Annotated in this window: 16 protein-coding genes and 1 pseudogene; 5 read left to right on the forward strand and 12 right to left on the reverse strand. The window is 33.6% G+C overall.

Annotated features, from left to right (window positions below; all coding sequences use genetic code 11):
- Positions 1–7: 7 nt before the first annotated feature.
- The 3 genes from OPR29_RS02935 to OPR29_RS02945 form a co-directional block, all read right to left on the reverse strand.
- Positions 8–292, reverse strand: a complete 285-nt coding sequence (locus tag OPR29_RS02935) for a BolA family protein (protein ID WP_012481743.1) — start codon at positions 290–292, stop codon at positions 8–10.
- A 72-nt stretch (positions 293–364) separates the two neighbouring features.
- Positions 365–2278, reverse strand: a complete 1914-nt coding sequence (gene dnaK, locus OPR29_RS02940) for a molecular chaperone DnaK (RefSeq protein WP_052264747.1) — start codon at positions 2276–2278, stop codon at positions 365–367.
- A 73-nt stretch (positions 2279–2351) separates the two neighbouring features.
- A complete protein-coding gene (locus tag OPR29_RS02945) occupies positions 2352–4100 on the reverse strand; it encodes an Rne/Rng family ribonuclease (protein ID WP_265025037.1) in 1749 nt (582 codons plus the stop codon).
- Positions 4101–4249: 149 nt separating this feature from the next.
- Here OPR29_RS02945 and rpmG point away from each other — a divergent pair, with 149 nt between their 5' ends.
- Complete coding sequence (gene rpmG, locus OPR29_RS02950) at positions 4250–4450, forward strand: 50S ribosomal protein L33 (protein WP_012481745.1); 201 nt, start codon at positions 4250–4252, stop codon at positions 4448–4450.
- 549 nt (positions 4451–4999) lie between these two features.
- On the opposite strand, the gene OPR29_RS02955 is transcribed toward rpmG, so the two are convergent.
- Positions 5000–5875: a zinc ABC transporter substrate-binding protein gene (locus OPR29_RS02955; RefSeq protein WP_007302707.1), complete on the reverse strand. Its 876-nt coding sequence runs from the start codon at positions 5873–5875 to the stop codon at positions 5000–5002.
- Here OPR29_RS02955 and OPR29_RS02960 point away from each other — a divergent pair.
- Both OPR29_RS02960 and ubiB read left to right on the forward strand, forming a co-directional pair.
- A complete protein-coding gene (locus OPR29_RS02960) occupies positions 5867–6598 on the forward strand; it encodes a metal ABC transporter ATP-binding protein (protein ID WP_019236357.1) in 732 nt (243 codons plus the stop codon). The two genes, OPR29_RS02955 and OPR29_RS02960, sit on opposite strands and share 9 nt — an antisense overlap.
- Positions 6595–8016, forward strand: a complete 1422-nt coding sequence (ubiB, locus tag OPR29_RS02965) for a 2-polyprenylphenol 6-hydroxylase (protein WP_012481747.1) — start codon at positions 6595–6597, stop codon at positions 8014–8016. The genes OPR29_RS02960 and ubiB overlap by 4 nt, the downstream gene beginning before the upstream one ends.
- 144 nt (positions 8017–8160) lie before the next feature.
- On the opposite strand, the gene OPR29_RS02970 is transcribed toward ubiB, so the two are convergent.
- The 4 genes from OPR29_RS02970 to OPR29_RS02985 form a co-directional block, all read right to left on the reverse strand.
- On the reverse strand, positions 8161–9816 hold the full coding sequence (locus OPR29_RS02970) for a TomO hydrophobic C-terminal domain-containing protein (protein WP_265025038.1): 1656 nt from the start codon (positions 9814–9816) through the stop codon (positions 8161–8163).
- A gap of 91 nt (positions 9817–9907) precedes the next feature.
- Positions 9908–10855 carry a thioredoxin-disulfide reductase gene (trxB, locus tag OPR29_RS02975; RefSeq protein ID WP_213863721.1) on the reverse strand — a complete coding sequence of 316 codons (948 nt, stop codon included), beginning with the start codon at positions 10853–10855 and terminating at the stop codon, positions 9908–9910.
- Entirely contained in the window at positions 10842–11441 is a 600-nt protein-coding gene (locus tag OPR29_RS02980; protein WP_007302702.1) for a peroxiredoxin, read from the reverse strand. Before OPR29_RS02980 ends, trxB begins: the two co-directional genes overlap by 14 nt.
- 157 nt (positions 11442–11598) lie before the next feature.
- Positions 11599–12783, reverse strand: a complete 1185-nt coding sequence (locus OPR29_RS02985; protein WP_265025039.1) for a hypothetical protein — start codon at positions 12781–12783, stop codon at positions 11599–11601.
- A 223-nt stretch (positions 12784–13006) separates the two neighbouring features.
- On the opposite strand from OPR29_RS02985, the gene OPR29_RS02990 reads away from it, so the two are divergent.
- Entirely contained in the window at positions 13007–13159 is a 153-nt protein-coding gene (locus OPR29_RS02990) for a hypothetical protein (RefSeq protein WP_019078579.1), read from the forward strand.
- Positions 13160–13344: 185 nt separating this feature from the next.
- On the opposite strand, the pseudogene OPR29_RS06020 reads toward OPR29_RS02990, so the two are convergent.
- From OPR29_RS06020 to gap, 4 genes and pseudogenes are all read right to left on the reverse strand, one after another.
- Positions 13345–13497, reverse strand: a pseudogene (locus OPR29_RS06020) (IS630-like element ISWpi11 family transposase); the annotation flags it as partial.
- Between the two features lie 189 nt (positions 13498–13686).
- Positions 13687–14847, reverse strand: coding sequence for a WD_0033/WD_0034 family tandem repeat-containing protein (locus tag OPR29_RS03000; protein ID WP_265025040.1), 1161 nt, complete (start codon positions 14845–14847; stop codon positions 13687–13689).
- A 155-nt stretch (positions 14848–15002) separates the two neighbouring features.
- On the reverse strand, positions 15003–15761 hold the full coding sequence (gene tatC, locus OPR29_RS03005) for a twin-arginine translocase subunit TatC (RefSeq protein WP_149168864.1): 759 nt from the start codon (positions 15759–15761) through the stop codon (positions 15003–15005).
- Between the two features lie 3 nt (positions 15762–15764).
- Positions 15765–16736, reverse strand: coding sequence for a type I glyceraldehyde-3-phosphate dehydrogenase (gene gap, locus OPR29_RS03010; protein ID WP_265025041.1), 972 nt, complete (start codon positions 16734–16736; stop codon positions 15765–15767).
- 151 nt (positions 16737–16887) lie between these two features.
- Here gap and OPR29_RS03015 point away from each other — a divergent pair, with 151 nt between their 5' ends.
- Positions 16888–17247, forward strand: coding sequence for a hypothetical protein (locus tag OPR29_RS03015; RefSeq protein WP_019236364.1), 360 nt, complete (start codon positions 16888–16890; stop codon positions 17245–17247).
- Positions 17248–17415 lie beyond the last annotated feature (168 nt).

A 17415-nucleotide genomic window follows, 5' to 3' on the forward strand; every position in this document is an offset into this window, starting at 1 on the left:
GTTTCTACTATTTATTTTTTAGATTGTATTCGCTTTGCGTATACAAGTGAAGAGAAATCGCATGTAATCGCTCTATTTCACTCTTTAATAATTCATAGATCAATTTATGCCTCTTTAAAGAGCTCATTCCAGAAAAGTCGTTAGATATTAATACTAATTTGATATGTGAAGGTAGTGTCGAAGAAGAAACAAAATAATGATCTACATGCTTTGCTGATTCATCGATAATATTAATATCAATTACACCTATTGAATCGCGTAATTTTTCTTCTATTGTCTTAATAATATCCACAATAGTTCCTTTAAGCAACAATACGCTCCTCTTGTCATCCCACAGTATCTGGGCACTGGGATGACAATCGAATTACTTATTCTCTTCTTTATTATCCATGTCTTGATAATCAGAATCTACTACTTTTTCTTCCTCATTATTTGTTGTGGATGAGCTTTCTCCACCTTGTTGTTGTTGAGATTCCTTATACATAGCTTCTCCAAGTTTCATAGATAACTGAGAGAGGTTAGTAACTTTCTGTTGTATTGAATCAGCATCATCAATGTTGTCAGATTTACTCACTTCCTTTAACTCATTAACTGCATTTTCAATAGCAGATTTATCTTCTGGAGAAATTTTATCACCATATTCTGTCAGAGATTTTTCTGTAGAATGAACTAAACTATCCGCTTGATTCTTCACTTCAATAAATTTCTTACGCTTTTCATCTTCTTGTGCTTTTTCCTCAGCTTCTCTCACCATCCGATTTATTTCATCCTCCGATAAACCACCTGAAGACTGAATACGTATTTTTTGCTCTTTTCCAGTAGCTTTATCCTTTGCAGAAACATGCGCTATTCCATTTGCATCTATATCAAATGTCACCTCAATTTGAGGAACCCCGCGAGGAGCAGGTGGTATTCCTTCTAAACTAAACTGACCAAGCAGTTTATTATCAATCGCCAATTTTCTTTCACCTTGATGTACCTTAATTGTAACGGCTGTTTGGTTATCTTCTGCAGTTGAAAACACCTGAGATTTTTTTGTGGGAATAGTAGTATTACGTTCAATAAGTGGAGTGAACACTCCCCCTAGAGTTTCAATACCAAGAGAAAGTGGAGTTACGTCAAGTAGTAACACATCTCTTACATCACCTTGAATGATTCCCGCCTGTATTGCAGCTCCAATTGCTACAACTTCATCAGGGTTAACCCCTCTGTGTGGATCTTTGCCAAAGAATTCTTTAACTTTCTCTATGACTTTTGGCATACGAGTCATGCCACCAACAAGAACTACTTCACCAATTTGACTAGCAGACAAACCAGCATCTTCAAGAGCTTTTTTGCAAGGAATTATAGTCCTTTCAATTAAATCATTCACTAAACTTTCAAGCTTTGCTCTTGTTAGCTTCATATTTAAGTGTTTTGGGCCACTTGCATCAGCTGTAACAAACGGTAGATTTACTTCTGTTTCCATTGCACTTGACAATTCTACCTTTGCTTTTTCTGCAGCTTCTTTGATTCTTTGCATAGCCATTGGATCGTTTTTCAAATCAATGCCATTACTTTTCTTGAATTCACCCAGTAAATAATTTACTACTGCATTATCGAAGTCTTCCCCTCCAAGGTGAGTATCACCATTTGTAGCCTTTACTTCAAAAACTCCGTCACCTATTTCAAGAACTGAAACATCAAATGTACCACCACCAAGATCATACACTACTATTGTGTGTCCGTGCTTTTTATCAAGACCATAAGCAAGTGCTGCAGCAGTTGGTTCGTTAATTATTCTGAGGACATTTAATCCAGCAATTTTTCCTGCATCTTTTGTTGCTTGACGTTGAGAATCATTGAAGTACGCCGGCACTGTTATCACAGCATCCTTTACTTCTTCCCCAAGATAAGCCTCAGCTGCTTCTTTCAGGTTTTGTAGTATAAATGCACCAATTTGACTAGGAGAGTATTCTTTACCATCAGTTGTTTTAACCCATGCATCACCATTTTTTGCTGCAAATACCTTATACGGTACACCTAGATTCTTCATTTCAGGATCGCTATATTGGCGACCTATCAATCTCTTAGTTGCAAAAAAAGTATTATTTGCATTGGTAGTTGCTTGCCTTTTTGCTGGAGCGCCAATCAACCTTTCTCCAGATGAAGTAAATGCAACTATAGATGGAGTAGTTCTTGCTCCTTCTTTATTCTCAATTACTTTTGTATCCTTGCCTTGCATTATTGCAACACAAGAATTTGTTGTTCCAAGATCTATACCTATTGCTCTTCCCATAATGAATACTCCCTTTTAAATATTATCTGATGTAAAATATATAAGTATAAAACTCGTTAATTACAAGTCCCGTTTAGTTGTTAGAGCCCAAAAGGCGCGAAAGCCATTTAGTTAACCAAAAGTTGCCCGGTAGTTTACCAGCTTCTTTATCCCTGCTATTCACAATTTGACATCCAGAATTCTGCAATGGCTTATAATCATTAAAATTAATATGGTCTCCTTGCTTTAAAATAAATGTATCTGCATCTAAACTATTATCAATACTAACATTTAATGTAATATTGAACTCTTTTTCGATTGTAGAAACCATATCACGCTTATTATTAAAAATGTGCGCTATAACTGCACTGCGTGCTATTAAATCAAAGGACTTATTTTGATTTTTATTAGCAATATGTTGCAAATCCCTTAGTATCGATGCAACAACCACTTCGTTTGATTTCACTCTTCCAATACCTTTACAGCGTAAGCACTCTGTAGTATTAATTTCCTGTATATTTGGTTTAATTCTTTGTCTTGAAAAGACCATTAAACCAAAGTCATTGATAAAGCTAAATTGAACTTTAGCTTTATCATCTTTAAACGCCTGCTTGATAGCAAATTCAACATTTTTGCAATACTCAAGTTTCAACATGTCAATAAAATCAACAACTATTAACCCTGATAAGCCCCTGAGATTCGCTTGCCTTGATATTTCAGATAATGCCTCCATATTAGTTCTATAAGCTGTTTCTTCTATGTTATCTTCTCCTGTCATTTTCCCTGAATTTACGTCTATTGAAACAAATGCCTCAGTTAAGGTTATCACCAAAGACCCACCAGATGGCAATTCTACTCTATTGCTATATAATTCAGAAATTTGATCTTCGACTCGATAGTAAGTAAAGATTGGAACAGAACCTCTATATAATCTAGGACGCAATTTTCCTTGTAACACATTTTTAGTGTATTTTCTTACCGCTTCACAAACTTCTCTATCAGATACTATAATTTCTGTATCATTACTACAAAAGTCACGTACAGATCTCATAACTACATCTGCTTCGTTGTAAATTAATGATGGAACATTTAAAGAAGAGAAGTTTTGCTGAATATTTTGCCATAATAAGGTCAAATTATTGTAATCTTGCTCAATTTCTTTCTTACTTTTTCCTGCACCAACAGTTCTTACTATTAAACCTGAGCCTTTTGGTAAATTTATTGAATTTAATATATCCTTTAACTGTTTTCTAACGTTGGTATCTTCAATTCTGCGAGATACTCCACCCCTACTTATGGAATTGGGCATGAAAACACAGTATCTACCGACCAAAGTTACGTATGTTGTAAATGAAGCTCCTTTATTTCCTCGTTCTTCTTTAGTTAATTGAACTAATAACTTTTGATTTACTGAAATCACATCTTGTAACTTATATTTTCTATGTAAAGGTACCCCCCTCACAAAACCACTGCTGGATTCATTACTAGCTGTAGAATCTAGGCCTTCTTCTGTGCAATTATCATTTGAACAGTCCACACCGCTCGAATAGTCTTCATCAGGGAAAATTTCCTTCTCTTTTTCTGGAATATTAAAGTAATTTAGAGATATCTCAGAAAAAGACAAAAAACCTTGCTTATTTTTTCCATACTCAATGAACACGGCCTGCAAAGCAGGCTCTATACGCTTTACATAAGCAACGTATATATTACCTCTTAATTGTCTTTTTTCCTTGAATTCTTGTTCAAACTCTACAACCCTACCATTAACTAGTAGGGCAACCCTTACCTCGTTAGAACAGGTAGTACTTTCTATCAACAATAACCTTTTGCCATCACTCGCCACTTATTTACCGTCTGCTTTTCATTCTGAAATCTTCTTATACTACTTAATATATTATTGATTGTCAAGAATTTTGCGACCTGCATTATTGGGTTGACTTTCAGTGTTTTGCGTTCTAAACTTGCATAGAGTTTATTATATCACTAACAATTATGGCGAAAAAAAATGCTTCTTTGCTTGTCAAGCTAGTTAGCACTGCAACTAAAACAACAAAAACTGGAGAAGAGAAACTAACAGGCTATTTTTGTGTAAAAAAACGTAATCCTAAGAACCTTCCCAAAAAGCTCGAGTTTAGGAAGTATGACCCAGTGGTCAGAAGACACGTATTATTTAAAGAAGAAAAATTAAAGTAAGTTTATTGTTATATATAGTTTATAATCAAGTTATACTCTAATAATAGAGCTCAGAGATATAATGGAAGGGAAGGTGAAACTCATAGTGTTGATCATTACACAATTAATAAACATAAAGTATAAAACACAGAAAACGCTCTAAAACCTAAAGTGTCACACGTTAGTAGGTCAAAAATCTAAGGGTTTTCCTTAGAGGGTTTATTGGACTAGATCGGATCAATATATAAACGTAAAAATAACCTGAGCTTGCCTAATATAAAAAGGTTCATGTAATTTGAATACAGAGTAAGCAGTAAAATGGCAAAATAAAATAGATAAAAAAATAGAAGTAAATGCAGACACTGATTTTTCATAAATCAAAAGGTGTGCTAAGAATTCCAGCATCACGTGTATAGCCGTGCGGACATTGTGGTAATTTGCGTAGTAGAAGGTGTCATCCCAGTACTTGATACTGGGATGATATACTTCTGGTAGATAATGTCGGTATAGTTGTGATTGGAATAGAAAGCACTAAGTTTGCAATGCTACCTGAATAGATAAAAGAACTCATTACTCAGTGAAACAAGACTTGAAATTTTGTGCAATGCTGCTGATTATATCTAGATATGCATCCTTTCCAGGCTCTACATCTGATCCAATAGGATCAAGAATCACCATTTTTACGTCACTAGAAAAGACATTAGGCTTTATGCTATCCTCTCGTGAATGAGAAACAATACATTTAACGTTTTCCTCTTTCATTACCTTTTTTAATTTCATTAAACTCTTCATACCTATGTAAGAATCTTCTTCTATAGAAAGAATGGCGCTTGGGTAACTTAAATCAAAATATTTTTCGAAATATTGATAAGCATCGTGAGTAACTATGTATTTTTGATTTTTTAACTCATCCAATTCTTTCGTAATTTTTTCTACTTCTTGGTCTATCTTTCTTATAGCCTCCTCTGCGTTAGTATTGTATCGATAGGCATTTTCTTTATCTATATTAGATAATGTTGCACTGATAGAAAGTATCATACTTTTTGCATTTTCAGGACTCAGCCAAATATGCAAATCTTTTTCATCTTGAATGTGACTAGAAAATGAATGTGTTCGAGCAGGAAGTAGATCGATTGCACTTGATAGCGGTATTAACTTCTTATTTTCTTTAGCGAAAGTTTTAATGAATGTTTCCAAAGAATCATCGATATAAAATATAATATTGCTAGATTCTAATTTACTTGCGTCTGAAGGCCTGAGCATGTAGTTATGTTCAGACACTACTTCGTACATTAGTAGTTCTGGCTTTGAAATTCCATCTGTAACAGAAGCTACAAGTGAGTGTATAGGTTTGATTGTAGCTACAATTTTTAAATTGGATGAAAAGGCACTATTGTAGTATAATGTAAATGAAAGTAATAGAAAAAAAAACAGTAAATGTCTCATATAAATGTTGAGAAGAAGTCAATTTTTGCCAAAAAATTAAGTAGTGTCAATAACTGCATTCTAAAAATAGAAAACCTTACTCTTTCATACGATAATAAAAAAGTTCTTGATAATATCAACATATCAGTACAAAGAGGAGATATAGTTACAATACTTGGTCCAAATGGCGGAGGTAAAACCTCTTTAGTGAAAGCAGTTGCTGGTATAAATAAAGGTTTTATTGGCAGTATTGTATTCGCTGACAATATAAAAATTAGCTATATGCCACAAAATTTTAGTATTGGTAATTTGATGCCAATAACAGTTGAGTCTTTCCTTTTCAATAGCTCCTCGAAGAAATTGAAGAAAAATCAACCCATTGTTACAGAAGCAATAGAATTGGTTGGTATCGGTAACATCCTAAAAAATCAAGTATTAGAAATCTCTGCAGGACAAACACAATTACTGCTGCTTGCACGCTGTTTAATTTCAGAATCTGATTTGATCATTTTAGATGAGCCAGTCAGTGCAATGGATATTAACGCACGATCTAAATTTTATGATATTATAAATAAAATCGCAAAAGAACGATCAGTGTCGATTCTCATGACTTCTCATGACCTTAACTCTGCTCTACCATCCTCAGATTACATAATTTGCATAAATAATACTATCTATTATCAAGGTAAACCTGATGAAATTATGGAGATAAATGAAATATTTGGCAGTTACGCAGCGAAATGATTCAAAATATTCTACGTCTTCTGCAAATAACTACAGTGCTAACACGTTACAATGTGTTACCTTATTTACTTCCACCATCAAAAAAATCAATAAATAAAATACAAGGTCATAAACTAAAGCGTGCTCTTGAAAGATTAGGTCCGGTGTTCATTAAATTTGGGCAATCCATTTCATCACGCACTGATATTTTAAATGAGGACATAACAAATAACTTGCTATTGATATGTGATAGATTGCCATCATTTTCGTATAAAATAGCAGTTAAAACTATAGAAAGTGAGTTTAATTGTAAATTAAGCGATATTTTTTCAAGTTTTTCTGAAAAGCCAATTGCAGCAGCATCAATTTCTCAGGTGCATAGAGCAGTTACAATTGAGGGTAAGGAAGTTGCTGTAAAGGTTTTGAGGCCAAATATTGAGAAAACATTCTCAAGGGATATAAAAATGCTTTCTTGGCTTGCAGAAATTGCAGAAAAATTTAGTGAACAATCAAAAAGGCTGAAGCCAGTTGAATTAGTCAAAACTTTTGCTGAAATTTGCCGATTAGAGTTAGATCTACGTTTTGAGGCTGCCCACTCTTCGGAACTGAAGGAAAATACTAAACATGACAGAGGTTTCTACGTACCTGAAATAGATTGGAGTAGAACTTCAAAAAAGGTTTTAACATTAGAATGGATGGAAGCTATACCAATATACGAAGTTGAAAAGCTGAATAACCGAAAGCAAATAGCTATCAATCTTATAGAATCTTTTTGTAATCAGGTATATAGGGATTGTTTTTTTCATGCTGATATGCATCCTGGAAATTTAATGATCGATAGTAATAACAATATTATTGCCCTGGATTGTGGAATCATGGGTAGAATAGATCGTGAGACATGCTATTACGTTATAGAGATACTCAAAGGCTTTTTAAATAGGGATTATGATCACGTTGCAAAAATGCACTTTAGAGCCGGTTATGTTCCATCACAGCATAGAAATTTTGTTACAGCTTGCAGAGCAATAGGTGAGCCCATTGTTGGACAGCCTATACAGAAGATTTCATTTGCTCGATTACTTACTCAGCTACTAAAAATAACTGGTGATTTTGATATGAAAGTTCAAACACAATTGTTATTGCTGCAGAAAACTATGATTTTATTAGAAGGAACATGTAGGAAAGTCTATCCAGAAATCAATATGTGGAAAGTAGTTGAAACATGGATAAACAATCAACATGAAAGTAAAATAGGGTATAGGGAAAAAATTAAAAGCTCTTATCCCATAAAAGCAATTCAGGGAATATTTAGCCTTATAGAAAAATTAAACCTAATAGCTGACAAAAAATTACAGGTGAAAAATAAATCAAATGGAAAAGCCTACTTTTTACTTTGGTCTGTAATTATAATTCTCATCGTTAAACTTTTAATTTCTTGAACTAAAAGATAATAAAAGCAAGTTTACAATCAACTATTTAAGTCTTGAAACCACTCAGGTTCACATTCACTCGAATTATCAAGGTATTTTCAGGATGTACAAAAATTTTCAGAAGAGTTTAGACAAGAAGTAAAAACCTTAACTCTATCTTAAACTGATAACATTACCAAATTCAGTGCTTATCACATCACTCAGTACTGTACTTGCTTTATATGAACAGTAGCATCCAATTGTAAGGAAGACAAATGCAGCTACAGCAAGTGAAATACATATTTCTAAATTCGATATTGTTAAACATGCACCAATAGCAAACGCTCCAGATAACACAAAAGAGGCAGAGGCATAGTTACTTTGCCTTCTATTATAAATGTTTGCTTCTGAAAGTTTTCTGTTTTTGTTCTTTAAGTCTTGATTTTGAGCTTGAAGTTCTAATCTCTCTTGCCTAAAATCCCTTTCTAACTGTGAAATTTTGTTAGTGTCTCTTTCACTTACAACCCTACCCAACTCTTGCTCTTTTTTTCTAAGTTGAGTTTTTGTTCTTTCAAGATCATCTCTAAGGTTTTCAAGTTGACTTTTTTCTCTAGTAAGTCGAGCTACTTGATCAGTGAAAGTGTTAATCCTTGTTTGCTGAGCTGATCTTTCCTGCCTAAAATCCCTTTCTAACTGTGAAATTTTGTTAGTGTCTCTTGTTCTTTCACTTACAACCCTACCCAACTCTTGCTCTTTTTTTCTAAGTTGAGTTCTTGTTCTTTCAAGCTCATCTCTAAGGTTTTCGAGCTGCTGCAATTCTTGAGCAATCAAATCGTCGTTTATTTCCGGGGCAACATTATGTACATTTGCTGAAGGCTGTTCCATACTTGCAGGAAATTTCTCATTGAGATAATTTTTAATAGATTCAATTGGATTATTAACATTCCTCAACAGAGCAATGACAATTTCACTATTTATGAAGCAGTTATCTTCCACTAATTCTTTTACATCATCCAAATCTTTTTTATTAATAACATCAGTTAATCGCTCCTTCATAACTTGCTCAATGATTTGCTTCAATCGTGAATTTTGCTCTATAGCTGGTATTGGTTTTATTTGACTAAAATCTAGCTCCTTATGTTTTAAAAGTTTAGTCAATACTTCCTCGTTATCTTGTGTTATTCCTTGTAAACATGATTTGATAATCAGGCTAAGTGGTGTTTCTATTTCTCCATTTAAATTTCTTTTCCAACAATTAGGGTTGAGTTTTTGATTTAATAGTCCTTTTGCTTGGTCAATATTTCTGTTAGAAAGAGCATTCAATAATTCTTTTCCTGTTTGTGCTTTTTGTATTTCTATTATCAAATGCTCAACATTATTTCTTCTAGCATGTTGCTCAAGATTTTGAAAATTTTTATTTAGTAGATCAATACTTATTCTCGGATGACTTAGTAAGAGTTGTAACACTTTCTGTTGTTGAAAGCACATTGCTAGATGCAAAGCTGTATTGACATCATCTTTTTTTTGAATATTAACATCTATGCTTCGGTGAAGTAGAAGTAACCTAATCATACTCTGATATTCTTTTTCTGCTTCAGAGTATACAGTTAAATTATTCATTATAGATATCAAAGGTGTGATGCCTTCTTCATTAAACGCATTAACATCCGCACCTTCTGCCAGAGCTCGCTTAAAATCCCCTAGATTTTCATCATCAATAGCTTTAAATAATTTTTTTGTTGATTGTCCTGAAGTTGTTTGATTTTGAGCTCGTAATCCTGTATCATTAACAACACTTCTTCTAGAACCTACATTATTTCTCGAAAGCATACTAAATTCTCCTCAATCTATAATTTATTAACATAATTATAAAAAAAACAAAGAAAATTGCAAGTAATTTAGTTAAAAATTTTAGAACTAATTATGATTCCAAAAATTTTTCTGCATCAAGTGCAGCCATGCACCCTGTTCCTGCGGCAACTACTGCCTGGCGATATACCTTATCTTGAACATCGCCAGCGGCAAACACCCCTGCCCTACTGGTTAGAGTTGTTCCAGGTTTCGTAATTATATAACCTTGCTGATCCATTTCAACAAAGCCCTTAAAAATACCTGTATTTGGCGCATGCCCAATTGCAATGAACACTCCATCCACTTTTAATTCCTGAACTGTATTGGTTTTCGTCGATTTAATTGTAATGCCAGTAACTTTTTTTGGATTTTCTTCTCCAAGAACCTGTTCTACGGTATGATTCCATATTACCTTTATCTTATCATTTTTAAAGAGCCTGTCTTGCATTACTTTCTCTGCTCTTAAGTTATCACGCCTGTGTATCAGTATAACTTCCTTAGCAAATCGAGTTAAAAATATTGCTTCTTCAACAGCAGTATTTCCACCACCAACCACAGCTACAACTTTATTTCTAAAAAATGCACCATCACAAGTTGCGCATGCCGAAACTCCGTAACCTTGAAATTTCTTTTCACTCTCCAGGCCAAGCCACTTCGCTTGCGCACCAGCTGCGATTATAATTGCATTCGAATAGTAGTCACTAGCATTACCACAAGATCTAAATCTATACTCATTAGAATCCTCAAGTTGTTCTACACTTTTTATCTCATCGTCTATTATTCTTGCTCCCGCCTTCTCTGCATGCAACCTCTTTTGTTCCATGAGTTCTGGACCTTGTATAGAAATAAAACCTGGATAGTTTTCAACATCCGTAGTAATTGTAAGCTGACCACCAGGTTGCATTCCTGTTACTACAATTGGCTCTAAATTTGCACGTGCTGCATATATAGCAGCAGCATAACCCGCTGCTCCAGATCCAATAATAAGAACTTTTGTACTCAATTTATAATTCTGCACTGTGTGAGTTTAGATAATCAGCCACTCCTTCATCGCTTGCCTGCATCGCAGGCTTGCCTTTTTTCCACCCTGCTGGACATACTTCACCATGCTCTTCATTATGTTTTATTGCATCAATGATTCTAATGAATTCATCGATATTACGCCCTAAAGGAAAATCATTTATCGATTGATGACGTACAACAAATTTATCATCAATAACAAAAGTTGCTCTTAGTGCAATTGAGTCATCATATAAGACCCCATAGTCTCTTGATATAGACTTTTTGATATCAGACACTAAATTGTAGCTAACCTCTCCAATACCACCATCATTAACTGGAGTGTTTCGCCATTTATAGTGTGAAAATTTTGAATCTATACTTATTCCTATCACTTCAACATCACGTTTTGAAAAATCTTCTATTTTGTTGCTAAATGATATCAACTCAGTTGGACAGACAAAAGTAAAATCAAGTGGATAGAAAAAAAGGACAGCATACTTATCCTTTATATGTTTACTTAAACAGAAATCATCAACTATTTTTCCACTAGCAAGAACAGCCGAAGCAGTAAAATCGATAGCGGATTTTGTTACAAGATTCATAACTAACCTATTCATTCTTAATATTTATAATTTTATACCTTGATACATTTACATGCAAGTTTTCTTTAGCCCCAATCTTATAAAAACTTCCTCTTATGGCTGTGAAAATGTTATGATAAGAGCTAATTTTCATGAGTAGGGAAATACCCAAATATTACTATCTTTCACCTTTTCTCCCTTCAAATTTTTTAACCATTTCTTTTACACTTACATTCGTGGAAGGTAAATTTTTGCTGGCAAGATGGTTGATCGAAGATTTTTTATTCCCTACTGGAAATGAACGAGATTGTTTTCTCTTCACACTGATATCCGTTTGTGTTACTGAAGCAGTTTTGTTTTCAGCAGGCAACACGTTCTTTACTTGATTTCGCTCAAATCTTTCTTTTAATGCCTTTACTTTACTACTCTCGCGAGTCACTTCTTTTTTCATAGCAACTACTAGTACTTTTGGTCCATCAGCTTTTTTTGCTGATTCTTTACCATCTTGATTTTCAGATTTTAGTGGTAGTGTAGGGTTACTCTCAGCTGATTTTTCCACTACTATTTTTTGCTCTGTGCTTACTTTTTCGCCTAAATCTTTAGGCTTTGGTGGTACTGCAGGTTTATCTTTTTTCGGTTCTTGTCTAATTTTTTGATTGATAGTAAACATTTTCTCTGGTACTGGTGGTACTCTTGGTAGTTTTGGTGGTGCAAGAGATTGAAGTTGTTGTTTCTTCCTATTTTCTCTTTTTGCTTCTATATGTTCTTTAGGAATTGTTGCATAAATCGGCTCCTCTTTAATTGATTGTAGATTACGCAAATCTTTTGTTAAAGATTTGCTCTTTTCCTCTTGATAATTTGATATTTCTTCATACTCAGGATCTTCGTTTAATGAACCTCCATAACCTGAATCTTCTCGCTCATATAAGAGATTTTTCTTTTGCTGTCTATTTTCTAAATTTATTCCATATGACCTATATTTATCTTGACTTCTTTCTATTCGCTCTAAATCTGAAATTTTTTGAATAACATCTGTATATTCGATTGCTGTTCTAGCAGTTGAAGGAGGCAATTTATCTTTTATAAAATTACTTATATTCCTAATCGAAACATCTCTTCCTAATATTCTATTGAATATCCTAAGAATTAATGGCTTTTTATTTGCCTTCTTTACACAATTATTCAAGTCATCACGTATAACAAGTTTAGCTACATCTTCTGCCTTATCTGTAAAACCCTCTAAAGCATGAGATAAATCTGTTACTGTTTTACCATATTGTTTCTCTGAATTCCCTAGCTTTATAGCTTTGATCAGAGAATCGAGATTTTTTTTATAATCCTCACTTTTAAATGGATCATTCATACTAATTGTAATATTTTATTGAAATATAGATCTAAAATATTAAGATCTAGTGAATATTACTTTTTTAGTTCATATATAGCTATAGTTATACGGCGATAATGCGTAGCAGAATAACGATTTCGTCATTCTAGTATCTGCTTTTACCCCTTATCTAGGTGTGTAAAAGTGAAATCTAGTTTCGCTATATAACACAGTCTCATACAAGTAGCTTCTCGATTGAGAGTTGTCTTCTGCATTGAGCTCAACATTATTTACTACTTTTTCAGTAATAATTTCGGCAAACTCAGGAGAAAGTTCTTTTGCAGAAAATGCAGCATGTACAGCATTTTTAACAAAGAAACACGTAGCAAGTGCAAATACTGCTGTTGGTACATAGCACCAATATACTAAAAAAAGTTGTAGAAGCTACTAAAGTAAATATTGATTGAAGCATAATATACTGTTTATCAATGCCAACATATTCAGCCATCAATTTTCTAACTTTGTTATTGCTGCCATATGGCAAAAAATATCTTAATAAAAGCTGTTACACTATTACTAGCAAGATATCAATCACGCTCTATTGGATCTACATTTTGATTTAAAATCGCCTATTTTCTTGCACCTTTTTGCCATTCATAGAATGTTAACTTTAAACCTCTTGGCTACAAATGCTCTACTTTCCCCTACATCCAATGCTTTTTTCCTTAAATCATAACTATATGCTGCTGGCATTTATATCTCCTCGCTACTTTACCTATTCCATCATGTTCACACTATTAGGAAAAGAGCTATAATTTTCAACACTAACAAAACTACTTCCTAATCTTTTACGCAGCAACCTATAGAACTTAATGCTGTGAATATATGATCAACAAAAAAAACTTTGAGAAAAGGAAGAATAGACTTCTTCCTTTCACTTAATTACGCTGTTATACTTGACCCTATACTAACTCCTTGCTCTACATTAGCTCCATCTAGATTCTTACTAGAATTTGACATTACATATGTAATACCACCAGCAACAAGTCCAGCTAATACAGCAGCAGCTACAGCTATACCAATTATAGGCAATACCGGTAATGCAGCACCAAAATACAATCCTAACCCAACTGCCAATGCAGCTATGGCACCACAAACACTACCAATGATTATTGGTTTATTAGTAGTTTTTACTGTATCTTTAGTTATATTTCCTTCAGTTTTAGGAACGATGCTTTCAGCCATTGAAGACTGTTCATTACTTTCACAATCGGACATAATACTTATTTCAGATGTACTACTTTCATCAGTTATATTTCCTTCAGTTTTAGGAACGATGCTTTCAGCCATTGAAGACTGTTCATTACTTTCACAACTAGATATACTCTTTGCAAGTATTTCTAGCCAACCATCAATTTTAGCTTTTTGCTCTTCATCTTGCTCTTGATTTTTTAGTATTTCTAAAATATTCTTAGTTTTGTCAGGATAATCTTTTTTTATACTAGCGAAAACTGCTTCTAACATATCATTATCTTGAGCTACATCTATAATAGCTTTAATACTTTCCTGACTAACTTCCTGATTATTAAGATTTATAGCACAGCTAAGCGGTGTTAGAGTATGTTCTTGATCACCTGAAGGCCTGATCTTTATATTCGCAGCAGTAAGAACTTTTTCTAATAACTCTTTATCTTTTTTGGCTATATTTAGAATAGTGTCAATGCCTATCTGATTATTAAGAATCATAGCATAGACAAGTGGTGTTAAAGTAATTTCTTGACCATCTAAAAACTTGATCTTTATATTCGCAGTAGTAAGAACTTCTTCTAATATATCTTTCTCTTTAGCTACACTTGGAATATTTTTAATATCTCCCAGACTATTTAACGAGTTCTCAAGATTTATAGCGTAGGCAAGCGGTGTTAGAGTATGTTCTTCACCATCTTTCAACTCTATACATTTCACAGTAGTAAGAATTTTCAGCAAATCCTCTTTTGAAAATCCTGTAAGAAGATCAATAATATTCTCACCTTCTTTCATCGCAGTCTGTAACTGATCATATAATCTTTGTTGTCTTCCGTTTAACTCTTCATATTTTGGCATATAAAACTCTCCTATTAAAAATAATAATATACTTTAATTATTATATATTTAAGCAAACAAGTCAATAAATTAATAAAATGCTGTGGTGCCAAAAACACTCAAACAAGAAAAAGTGCTCTGGTGCTCATTCTTTGTTTATAAATAATATTCTTGATTCAATCCTTTGCTTTCTTCTCAATATATCTACATATCAGAATAGACAGCTCATATAATACCAACATTGGAATTGCAAGCCCTACTTGGCTTAGTACATCAGGTGGAGTTAAGATTGCAGCAATAATGAAAATTACCACTATCGCAATTCTCCGTTTATTTGACAAACTTTGTGCAGTGATTAGCCCTACTCTCACCATTAAGGTTAGTATGACTGGAATTTGAAATGCAGTACCAAAAGCGAACGCGAATTGAAGAACAAGGTCTAAATATTCACTAACTGATGGCATAAACTCTATTGGTATACCGAAAGATTTACCGCTATGTTCAAAAGCAATAAAAAATTTCCAGGCTAAGGGAAATATGTAGTAGTAAACTACAGCGGCTCCCGTTACAAACAAAACCGGTGTTGCAATTAAGTATGGCAATAACACCGCCCTTTCTCTTTTATATAAGCCAGGTGCTAGAAACATATAGAATTGCCATGCAAACACAGGAAAAGAAAACAACAGTGCACTCATTATTGCAACCCTGAGATATACAAAAAACGCTTCTGTTAAGTCTGTATAGATTAGAGAAAAATCATCACTATCTTTTGTAACTTCTATTAAAGGTGCAAGTAAAAAGCGGTATATATTTTCTTTAAAGTAGTAACAAAACCCGAAGGTAACACAAAAAAATAGAAAGCAAAAAATAACCCTTTTTCTAAGTTCCGCAAAGTGCTCATAAAATGAAGCATATTTTTGTGAGTTTTCGTTCATACTTTACAATAAAGCTATATCTAACATTCTCAGTGAAAAAGCCCATTCATTATCGTACCACGCTGCAACTCTACAGATATCACCTGTGACATATGTACCATCTAAATCCACAATTGCACTATAAGGGTTATGGACAAAGTCTATTGAAACTAAAGGCTCGTTACATACGGAAAGCACATGATTTGCTGAATTCTTAAACATTTCATTTATTTCTCCAGCTGTTACCTTCTTATCAGTCGTAAATTTAAAATCAACCATAGAAACGTTGCTAACCGGAACTCTAATAGCAGTACCATCTAGCTTACCCTTTAACTGAGGAATAACAGAACCAATTGTTTTTGCTGCTCCAGTTGTAGTTGGCACCATAGAAAGGCCACAAGCTCTTGCCCTACGTAAGTCTCTATGGTTGCCATCAAGAATATTTTGATCATTCGTATAGGCATGTATAGTGGTCATAAAACCGCTTTTTATACCTAAATTGGAGTGTAAAATGTGTACAATCGGAGCCAGACAGTTTGTAGTACAAGAACCTGCTGAGATCACTTTATGCTCCTTTTTTAGCATATCGTTATTTACGCCGTAAACTACAGTTACATCAGCATCTGAAACTGGAGCAGAGACAATTACTCTCTCTGCATTATGCTTTGCTGCTTCCGCACGCTTGTTGAATGCACCAGTGCATTCAAGTACTACATCAACATTCCAAGGAATATTTTCAGGGCTACGTTCTCTATATAAAGAAAATTTCCTGCTATTTATAGATAGCCAATTTTCAGACTCGTTAAAATCAATATCGCCGTTAAATTTGCCATGAACAGAGTCATATTTAATCAAATGTGCATGCTGCTCAGCACTGAGTGACCCATTTACCGCCACAACTTCTATTTGCTCGCTATAGTTTTCTACTTCAAAAATAGCACGCAATACACTTCTGCCTATTCTACCAAGACCATTAATTCCTACACGAATTGTCATTTTTCCATCTTAAAAGTTTAATTATACGGAATATTGCCTGATATTTCATTCTATTCTTTTAGTTGTTAATCCTAATGTTATAATATATTGATTGACTAAAGAAACTGTATCACTTAATTAATAATGTCTAAATTTTAACTTGGAGTAGGTTATGCATGGATTACCAATGACAAATTCAGATAATCAGTATCAGCAAAGAAAAATAGAAGCATTGCAAAAAGAAAATAAAGGACTGTCAGAAAAAGTGAAAACACTACAGAAAATGTCAGTGCTGCAAAATGAAATGCTAGTAATGCTACAGTGGAAATCAATAACAGAGAAACTGCGCACAGAAATATTAAAAAAACTGCTAGAAGCACCTCAAGAAGCAGCAGCATTTCAATTAGAAGAAAGAGATGAAGATCAGCAAGTAATAGAAGACATACTGGATATGCAAGAAGAATTTGAATCTTTACAAAATTTGGAAAGTACTACTATTGAACAAACAAATATTCAAGGACAGAGCATATAAACTTGTAATAGTTTTAAACTATTACATATAACTTTCTCTACTTCCTTCTTTATCGTTATCCAGTGTTGTGGCACTGGGTGCTCCGCTCTTTTTGTATTTTACGACTAAGGATATCATTTTTTAGTGCTTATTTCTTAATATATTAATATAAATCTTAATTAAGTAATT

Origin of the sequence: Wolbachia endosymbiont (group B) of Pammene fasciana (assembly GCF_947251495.1) — a bacterium.
Classification (GTDB): domain Bacteria; phylum Pseudomonadota; class Alphaproteobacteria; order Rickettsiales; family Anaplasmataceae; genus Wolbachia.

What these genes read in the sequence shown, in the direction of transcription:
- OPR29_RS02960 (WP_019236357.1), top strand. Translation starts at nt 5,867, where the DNA reads ATGTCTCATATAAATGTTGAGAAGAAGTCAATTTTTGCCAAAAAATTA.
- OPR29_RS02970 (WP_265025038.1), bottom strand. Translation starts at nt 9,816, where the DNA reads ATGCTTTCGAGAAATAATGTAGGTTCTAGAAGAAGTGTTGTTAATGAT.
- ubiB (WP_012481747.1), top strand. Translation starts at nt 6,595, where the DNA reads ATGATTCAAAATATTCTACGTCTTCTGCAAATAACTACAGTGCTAACA.
- gap (WP_265025041.1), bottom strand. Translation starts at nt 16,736, where the DNA reads ATGACAATTCGTGTAGGAATTAATGGTCTTGGTAGAATAGGCAGAAGT.
- tatC (WP_149168864.1), bottom strand. Translation starts at nt 15,761, where the DNA reads ATGAACGAAAACTCACAAAAATATGCTTCATTTTATGAGCACTTTGCG.
- OPR29_RS02980 (WP_007302702.1), bottom strand. Translation starts at nt 11,441, where the DNA reads ATGAATCTTGTAACAAAATCCGCTATCGATTTTACTGCTTCGGCTGTT.
- OPR29_RS03000 (WP_265025040.1), bottom strand. Translation starts at nt 14,847, where the DNA reads ATGCCAAAATATGAAGAGTTAAACGGAAGACAACAAAGATTATATGAT.
- OPR29_RS03015 (WP_019236364.1), top strand. Translation starts at nt 16,888, where the DNA reads ATGCATGGATTACCAATGACAAATTCAGATAATCAGTATCAGCAAAGA.
- OPR29_RS02955 (WP_007302707.1), bottom strand. Translation starts at nt 5,875, where the DNA reads ATGAGACATTTACTGTTTTTTTTTCTATTACTTTCATTTACATTATAC.
- rpmG (WP_012481745.1), top strand. Translation starts at nt 4,250, where the DNA reads ATGGCGAAAAAAAATGCTTCTTTGCTTGTCAAGCTAGTTAGCACTGCA.
- dnaK (WP_052264747.1), bottom strand. Translation starts at nt 2,278, where the DNA reads ATGGGAAGAGCAATAGGTATAGATCTTGGAACAACAAATTCTTGTGTT.
- OPR29_RS02985 (WP_265025039.1), bottom strand. Translation starts at nt 12,783, where the DNA reads ATGAATGATCCATTTAAAAGTGAGGATTATAAAAAAAATCTCGATTCT.